The sequence below is a fragment of the Mycobacterium sp. TH-M15 genome, assembly GCF_057473705.1.
Genome location: NZ_JBYCLB010000579.1, coordinates 1 through 7,572 on the forward strand (window position 1 = coordinate 1; position 7,572 = coordinate 7,572).

At 69.7% G+C, this 7,572-nt stretch carries 8 protein-coding genes and 1 pseudogene; 7 read left to right on the forward strand and 2 right to left on the reverse strand.

Translation table 11 applies throughout. The features are described 5' to 3' along the window. Positions 1 to 412 (reverse strand): ribosome maturation factor RimP (gene rimP, locus AC2VNT_RS14235; RefSeq protein WP_486947474.1); only part of this gene is annotated, 412 nt, incomplete at its 3' end. Positions 413 to 615: 203 nt separating this feature from the next. On the opposite strand from rimP, the gene AC2VNT_RS14240 reads away from it, so the two are divergent. Beyond that, positions 616 to 1,104 carry a hypothetical protein gene (locus AC2VNT_RS14240; RefSeq protein ID WP_486947475.1) on the forward strand — a complete coding sequence of 163 codons (489 nt, stop codon included), beginning with the start codon at positions 616 to 618 and terminating at the stop codon, positions 1,102 to 1,104. After that, positions 1,101 to 1,556, forward strand: a pseudogene (locus tag AC2VNT_RS14245) (ferritin-like domain-containing protein). Before AC2VNT_RS14240 ends, AC2VNT_RS14245 begins: the two are co-directional and overlap by 4 nt. A 3-nt stretch (positions 1,557 to 1,559) precedes the next feature. Here the strand turns inward: AC2VNT_RS14245 and AC2VNT_RS14250 are convergent. Next, entirely contained in the window at positions 1,560 to 3,305 is a 1,746-nt protein-coding gene (locus AC2VNT_RS14250; protein WP_486947476.1) for a proline--tRNA ligase, read from the reverse strand. 461 nt (positions 3,306 to 3,766) lie between these two features. Here AC2VNT_RS14250 and AC2VNT_RS14255 point away from each other — a divergent pair, with 461 nt between their 5' ends. The 5 genes from AC2VNT_RS14255 to AC2VNT_RS14275 all read left to right on the forward strand — a co-directional run. Next, complete coding sequence (locus AC2VNT_RS14255; RefSeq protein ID WP_486947477.1) at positions 3,767 to 4,396, forward strand: AmiS/UreI family transporter; 630 nt, start codon at positions 3,767 to 3,769, stop codon at positions 4,394 to 4,396. Between the two features lie 220 nt (positions 4,397 to 4,616). Beyond that, a complete protein-coding gene (locus tag AC2VNT_RS14260; protein ID WP_486947480.1) occupies positions 4,617 to 5,963 on the forward strand; it encodes a PPE family protein in 1,347 nt (448 codons plus the stop codon). 140 nt (positions 5,964 to 6,103) lie between these two features. Beyond that, on the forward strand, positions 6,104 to 6,406 hold the full coding sequence (locus tag AC2VNT_RS14265; protein WP_486947478.1) for an urease subunit gamma: 303 nt from the start codon (positions 6,104 to 6,106) through the stop codon (positions 6,404 to 6,406). Between the two features lie 2 nt (positions 6,407 to 6,408). Continuing rightward, positions 6,409 to 6,720: an urease subunit beta gene (locus AC2VNT_RS14270; protein ID WP_486947481.1), complete on the forward strand. Its 312-nt coding sequence runs from the start codon at positions 6,409 to 6,411 to the stop codon at positions 6,718 to 6,720. Beyond that, on the forward strand, positions 6,720 to 7,572 hold an 853-nt coding region (locus tag AC2VNT_RS14275; RefSeq protein ID WP_486947479.1), incomplete at its 3' end, for an urease subunit alpha. The genes AC2VNT_RS14270 and AC2VNT_RS14275, both read left to right, overlap by 1 nt.

A 7,572-nucleotide genomic window follows, 5' to 3' on the forward strand; every position in this document is an offset into this window, starting at 1 on the left:
GGCGCAGCGCCCAGTCGCGGCCGGCACGCACCACCAGCGTCAGACGATCGCCGTCGACGTCGCCGACGCGTCCGGTCAGGTCGGACCCGTCGGTCAGGGTCAGCTCGACCTTGCGCCCGCGGGCGCGGCGGAAGTGCTTGCCGGTGGTCAGCGGCCGGTCCACGCCGGGCGAGCTGACCTCCAGCACGTAGCGGCTGTCGAAATCCAGCGCGTCCAGCAGCGCCGCGGCGGTCCGGGACAGCGTCGCGGCGGTGTCCACGTCCAGCGGGGTGTCGCCGTCGGCGATCACGGTGATCCGCGCCGGCTGGGCATCGACGTCGACGACGACCTCTTCGATCTCGTAGCCGGCCCGGCCGAACTCCGCGTCGAGCAGCCCGATCACCTGTGCCCGAGAAGGTAACCTAGCGGTCACGGCGAGCTCCTCGTCTTGAGTTGTCCGGTCGTCGTCGGCAGGTGGCGCACGCTGTGCCGCCTGCTGGTTAGCTACCCCACCATACGCCGCGCCGGGTATCCGCCACGGCAATCCGGAGAAGCACTCAGCCACTCCACAGCACCGCCGTGACCAGGCACGCCACGTCGTCACGCCGCTGCCGGCGGGGATGGCAGGATGTTGGCGTGTTCGGCACCTCTTCGACGATCGGCAGGCGACGCGTGCTGGCCGGTGGCGGGCTGCTCGCGCTGGTCGCGGTGACGGCTCCGGCCTGCGGTCTCGGCCCGCCCCGGGCCGACGAGCTGCAATCGCTGCGCGACCAGGCGCTGCGTGACAGTGAGTTGGCGACGGCCGCGGTGGCCGACGCGCCGAAGCCGTTCCGTCGCGCGCTGACCCAGGTCGCGGCCGAACGGGCCGCCCACGCCGACGCGTTGACCGCCGAAATCGCCCGGGTGACCGGGAATCCGGCGGCCGCCACCGAGACATCGTCGCCGGTTGACACCCCGGCACCGCCCGCGCCGACGCTGGCCGCCGTGGTCGACGCGCTGCGGGCCGCCGCCGACAGCGCCAGAACGCCGGCGGTCGAGTCGTCGGGTTACCGGGCCGGGCTGCTGGCCTCGATCGCGGCGTCCTGCACCGCTGCCCACACCGTCGCGCTGGCGGGCAAACCGTGACCCCGACCGAGGTGCCGACGGCGGGTCCCAACGGCGCCCTCTGCGACGCGCTCGCCATCGAGTTCGGGGTGATCTACGGCTACGGCCTGGTGTCGGCGTACGCGGCCCCGTAGCTCAATCGGCTGGTCTCCTACGCCTACCGGCAGCACCGTTAGCGCCGCGACCGGGTGATCGCGGTGCTGACCGCGCGGTCGGGGGCCGCCCCGGTCCCGGCGATCGGCTATCAGCCCCCGGCCCCGGTGACCGACGACGACGGCGCGGCGCGGCTGGCGGTGCGACTGGAATGGGACGCCGCGGCCGCCTGGCGGGCGGTCGCCGAACAGGCCCGCGATCCGGCGGACCGGGAGCTTGCGGTGGCGGCGCTGACCGAGAGTGCGGTGCTGGCCGCCCGGTGGAACCGGGCGCTGGGCACCTGGCCGATCACCCGGGCCTTCCCCGGCGGCAGCGAATAGCGGCTAACCGGCGACCGCTGCGGCAACCTGGCCGGCCAGCCCGTCGCCAACGGCCAGCTCCCGCGTCGCGCCAGCGAACCGGTCGCGCAGCTCGACCACGCCGTCCGCCCAGCCGCGCCCGACCACCGCCACCCACGGCATCCCGAGCAGCTCCGCGTCCTTGAACTTCACCCCGGGTGAGGCGGTTCGGTCGTCGAGCAGCACCTGCAGGCCGAGGCGGTCCAACTCCGCGGCGAGCGCGACCGCCCCGGCGCGAGCCGCCTCGTCCTTGGTGGCGATCACCAGGTGCACGTGGAACGGCGCGACCGCACCCGGCCAGCGCAGCCCCAGCTCGTCGTGGTGCTGTTCGGCGATGACGGCCACCAGCCTCGACACCCCGATCCCGTAGGAGCCCATCGTCAGTCGGACCGGCTTGCCGTCTTCGCCGAGCACGTCGGCGGCGAACGCGTCGGTGTATTTGCGGCCCAGCGAGAAAAGGTGCCCGATCTCGATGCCGCGGGCGCTGACCAGCATGCCGGCCCCGTCCGGGGACGGGTCGCCGTCGCGCACCTCGGCGGCCTCGACGGTGCCGTCGGCGGTGAAGTCCCGACCCGCCACCAGGCCGACATAGTGCTTGCCGAGCGCGTCGGCACCGGTGATCCAGCTGGTTCCGTCGACCACCCGTGGGTCGACGAGGTAGCGGACACCGTTGTCGCGCAGCGCCTTCGGGCCGATGTATCCCTTCACCAGAAACGAGTGCTTGGCGAAGTCGTCGTCGCCGAGCAGTGCGTATTCGGCCGGTTCCAGCGCGGCGCCCAGCCGCTTGTCGTCGATCTCCCGGTCGCCGGGCACCCCGATGCCGAGCAGCTCCCACTCCCCGCCCGGCGGCCGCACCTTGACCAGGACGTTCTTCAGGGTGTCGGCGGCGGTGACGGCGCGGTCCAGCGCGGCATCGGCCCAATTCACCAACGTGTCGATGGTCGGGGTGTCGCCGGTGTCGTGCACGGTCGCTTCCGGCAGGCCTTCGGTCGGGGTGGGTTCCGGGCGAGGGGTGATCACCGCCTCGACGTTGGCGGCGTACCCGGATTCCGGGCAGCGCACGAAGGTGTCCTCACCGACCTCGCTCTCGGCCAGGAACTCCTCGGACGCCGAGCCGCCCATCGCCCCCGACGTGGCGGCCACGACGACGTAGCGCACCCCCAGCCGGTCGAAGATACGCCGGTAGGCGCCGCGGTGGGCCTGGTAGGCGGTTTCCAGCCCGGCGTCGTCGACGTCGAAGGAGTACGAGTCCTTCATCACGAACTCCCGGCCGCGCAGGATGCCGGCCCGCGGCCGCGCTTCGTCGCGGTATTTCGTCTGGATCTGATAGAGCACCAGCGGCAGGTCTTTATACGAGCTGCACTCCCCCTTGACCAGCAAGGTGAACATCTCCTCGTGGGTGGGGCCGAGCAGGTAGTCGTTGCGACGACGGTCCCGTAGCCGGAACATGGTGTCGCCGTACTCGGTCCAGCGGTTCGTCGCCTCATACGGAGCCCGCGGCAGCAGCGCCGGCAGCAGGATCTCCTGGCCGCCGATGGCGTTCATCTCCTCGCGGACCACCCGCTCGATGTTGCGCAGCACCCGCAGCCCCAGCGGCAGCCAGCTGTACAGACCGGGGGCGACCGGGCGGATGTAGCCGGCCCGGATCAGCAGCTTGTGGCTGGGAACCTCGGCGTCGGCGGGGTCGTCGCGCAGGGTGCGCAGGAACAGCTCGGACATCCGGGTGATCACAGCGGGCAGCCTAGGAGGGCGCCCCCACCGCATGCCGACCGGGTCGGTGGCCGATTACCGAGGCGACCGAACGGAGACCCGAACCGCTCGCAATTTCTCTGTGTGCCACCAGAGTACATCCTGTGAGTCAGGGGTTACCTTGGCGGTTGACGGCATGTCATTTGTAATCCTTTCGGATGTTTGCTAAAAGGCTGGTGTCGTCGTCGCGGTCGACAATGGACACCCGGCCGCTCGGCGGCTACCTCGGCAACCGCTGAGTTTGTCTCCGTCGCGATGCCTCAGCCGCGTCGGTATGCGCGCAGCGGGGAATTCGTGATAGCAAATGCTGCAGATAGCACGGTCCCCCGACCGTTCGTGCTGATCCACGAGAGCGCTGCTATGGAACCACGCCCGGTTGACGACACGGCCTGTCATGTGGTTCCTTTTCAGGAATTCTGGCTGCGGACCTGGAGAGGAGTCCGATGAGCGCCGTGGGATTGCTTTACGTCGGCGCCGTCCTGTTCGTCAACGGCCTCATGCTGCTGGGCGTCGTACCGCCCCGGTCGGCAGCGGTGCTGAACCTGTTGGTGGGGACGCTGCAATGCGTCATTCCCACGATAATGCTGGTTCAAGCCGGCCACGATCCGGCGGCGACACTCGCCGCGTCGGGCCTGTTTCTGTTCGGCTTCACCTACGTCTATGTCGGTGTCGGCAACCTGGCGAACCTGGAACCGCAGGGACTCGGGTGGTTCTCGCTGTTTGTGGCCGTCGCCGCGGTCGTCTACGCCCTGGTCTCGTTTGCGCTCACCAACGACCCCGTCTTCGGCGTCATCTGGCTGAGCTGGGCGGTGCTGTGGTTGCTGTTCTTCCTCGTGCTCGGGTTGGACCGCGGCCAGCTGACCGGCTTCGCCGGGTGGGCCACCGTGCTGCTCAGTCAGCCCACGTGCACAGTCCCCGCGTTCCTGATCTTGACCGGCCATTACCGCTCGTCGGCCGGCATCGCGGTGATCTGGGCGTTGGCCCTGGTCCTGCTGCTGGGCGTCGCAAGAGGCATCAGTTCCCGCCACCGCAACCGGGCCCGCGACCCGGTCGGCGCCGCTCTGTACAGCTGAAATTCGTTACCCCGAAATGAGCCGGGAAGACCCGATAGATAAAGACACGAAAACAAGGTGACGGGGCCAAGCGGCCAGACTCGTCAAGTGGAAGGTGAGCGATGGAGTTGCCAGCTTGCTCTGCCCGTTTTGTCGGCCCGGTGATCTTTGGGGTGGTGATGCGCCCGGGAGCTGCGGTCGTCGCCGGTGAACCACACCGGGGCGCGGGGCGGCGGTGATGGTGGATTTTGCGGCGCTGCCGCCGGAGGTCAATTCCGGACGCATGTACACCGGGGCGGGCTCGGCCCCGATGACAGCCGCCGCAGCCGCCTGGGACCGGCTGACCGCACAGCTGACCTCGGCCGCCGACTCCTACCAGACGGTGCTCACAACGCTCACCGACCAATCCTGGCAAGGCCCCGCAGCGACAGCGATGACCACCGCAGCAGCGCCATATCTGACCTGGCTGCAGAGCACCGCCACCCAGACCGAACACACCGCCAACCAGGCCCGCGCCGCCGCCGCCGCCTACCAACAGGCCTTCGCCGCCACCGTGCCACCCTCGACGATCGCCGCCAACCGCGCCGCACTGGCCACCCTGACCGCCACCAACACCCTCGGACAGAACAGCGCCGCGATCGCCGCCAACCACGCCGACTACGCCGAGATGTGGGCCCAAGACGCCGCCGCCATGCACGACTACGCCGCCAACTCCGCCGCCGCCACCACCCTGACCCCCTTCACCACCCCACCCCAGACCACCAACCCCACCGAAAACACCCCGGCCAACACCCTCGCCCAGACCGCCGCATCGTCGACCCAGGGGCTGGGCAACCTGCTGCAATCGAACCCGCTGGAACAGCTCTTGAACAGTCCGTTCATCCAGGGCATCGAACAACTCGGCCAGAAATTCTCCGGCTTCTCCGATTTCGCCGGCGCGCAGGGGCTCGGTGTTGCCGGCATTCTGCTCGGCGGGCCGGACTGGGCGGTGCAGGGGGCCGTTGCGGCCACCCAGGTTTTCGCCGCGGTCACGGCGGGGACACCCGGGCTGGCGTCCGCGGTGGCAGCGGATGCACCGGGGTTCACCCTGGCGGGTTCATCCGGATCCGGGCTGACCGGCACCGCGGCCCTCGCCGAAGCCAGGGTGTCGGCGGATCTGGGCCGCGCGGCGTCGCTCGGTTCATTGTCGGTGCCGCCGTCTTGGGGTGCGGCCCCCGAGGACGTCCGGCTCGCCGCCAGGGCATTGCCGGCCGCAGGTCTGGCCGGCTTACCCGAGGCCGGGGCGGCGGGGCCGGGCGGCTGGCTCGGCGGTATCCCACCGATGGGAAGCGTGGTCAACGCACCGAGGAGCGGCGAGTCACGGGCGCGGTCCGCCTCCGGAACCTCGGCGAGTCAGCACCTCGGCGGGGCGATCGCCGCCGACGAAGCGACGCGGGGCCAGCCGGTGTTCGCCCCCGGTGTCCGGGGCGCGTCGAGCGAGCGGGACGAGCTGAACAGGGTTCGCGAGGCGGTCGCCGAATTGCGACAGACACGTGAAGCCCTCAAGCGGTCCGCGGTCGAGATGATCAGGGAAGCGAGGCGACGATGAACCGGCCGCGGCACGAGTCGGCACCTGCCGGACACGGCGGGCCGATCGAGGCGTCGTCAACTGAGCAACGGAACCTGGCCGGCGCGGCCGCCGAAGTCGCGTTGCGGTAGCATCGCCGCGACATGGCATGATCACTCGCTATGCGTCTCACCCCACACGAGCAGGAGCGGCTGCTGCTGTCCTACGCCGCCGAGCTCTCCCGTAGGCGCCGAGCGAGGGGTCTGCGCCTCAATCACCCGGAAGCCGTTGCGGTGATTGCCGATCACATTCTCGAGGGTGCGCGCGACGGCCGCACCGTCGCAGAGCTGACGGCCAGCGCACGAGAGGTGCTCAGCCGCGATGACGTCATGGAAGGGATCCCGGAGATGCTGGAGAGGGTACAGGTAGAGGCGACGTTCCCGGACGGCACCAAGTTGGTCAGCGTGCATGACCCGATCGGGTGATCGTGATCCCGGGTGAGATCCTGTACGGCGCGGGTGATATCGAAATCAACCCGGGCGCACCAAGGGTAGAGATGCAGATCGTCAACACCGGTGACCGCCCGGTCCAGGTCGGTAGTCATGTCCACCTGCCGCAGGCCAATGCGGCGTTGTCGTTCGACCGCGTGACCGCCCACGGCCACCGCTTGGACATCCCGGCGGGCACCGCCATCCGTTTCGAGCCCGGCGTGCCCCAGACCGTTGGATGCGTTCCACTGTGCGGCCGACGCGAGGTGCACGGGTTGACGCTGGACCCGCCCGGAAGTCTCGACAGCTGATGGCCCGGCTATCCAGGGAGCACTACGCCCAGCTATTCGGTCCCACCGCCGGCGACCGGATCCGGCTCGCCGACACCGATCTGCTGGTGGAGATCACCGAAGATCGCAGCGGCGGGCCAGGACTCGCCGGCGACGAGGCGGTGTTCGGTGGCGGCAAGGTGCTCCGCGAGTCGATGGGCCAGGGACGCGCGACCCGGGCCGAAGGTGCGCCGGACACCGTCATCACCGGCGCGGTCATCATCGACTACTGGGGGATCGTCAAGGCCGACATCGGTATCCGTGACGGGCGCATCACGGCGATCGGCAAAGCCGGGAACCCCGACACCATGGCGGGAATACACCCGGATCTGGTGGTGGGACCCTCGACCGAAGTCATCAGCGGAAACGGGCGAATCGTGACCGCCGGCGCGATCGACTCGCATGTGCATCTGGTGTGCCCGCAGCTCATTCCCGAAGCCCTGGGCTCCGGAATCACCACCATTGCCGGTGGCGGAACCGGCCCAGCAGAAGGCACTGAGTCCACCACCGTCACCCCGGGGGAATGGCATCTGGCGATGATGCTCGAGGCGTTGGACTCGTATCCGGTGAACGTCGCACTGCTCGGTAAGGGCAACACGGTGAGTTCCGAGGCGTTGTGGGAACAGCTGCGGGGCGGCGCATCGGGTTTCAAACTGCACGAGGACTGGGGGTCGACCCCGGCGGCCATCGACACCTGCCTGACTGTCGCCGATGCGGCCGGCGTGCAGGTGGCGCTGCACACCGACACGCTCAACGAGACGGGGTTCGTCGAAGACACCCTGGCTGCGATCCGCGGCCGGTCGGTGCACACCTACCACACCGAAGGCGCCGGGG

Coding starts and splice junctions, on each gene's coding strand:
- AC2VNT_RS14255 (WP_486947477.1), top strand. CDS start 3,767: ATGAGCGCCGTGGGATTGCTTTACGTCGGCGCCGTCCTGTTCGTCAAC.
- AC2VNT_RS14265 (WP_486947478.1), top strand. CDS start 6,104: ATGCGTCTCACCCCACACGAGCAGGAGCGGCTGCTGCTGTCCTACGCC.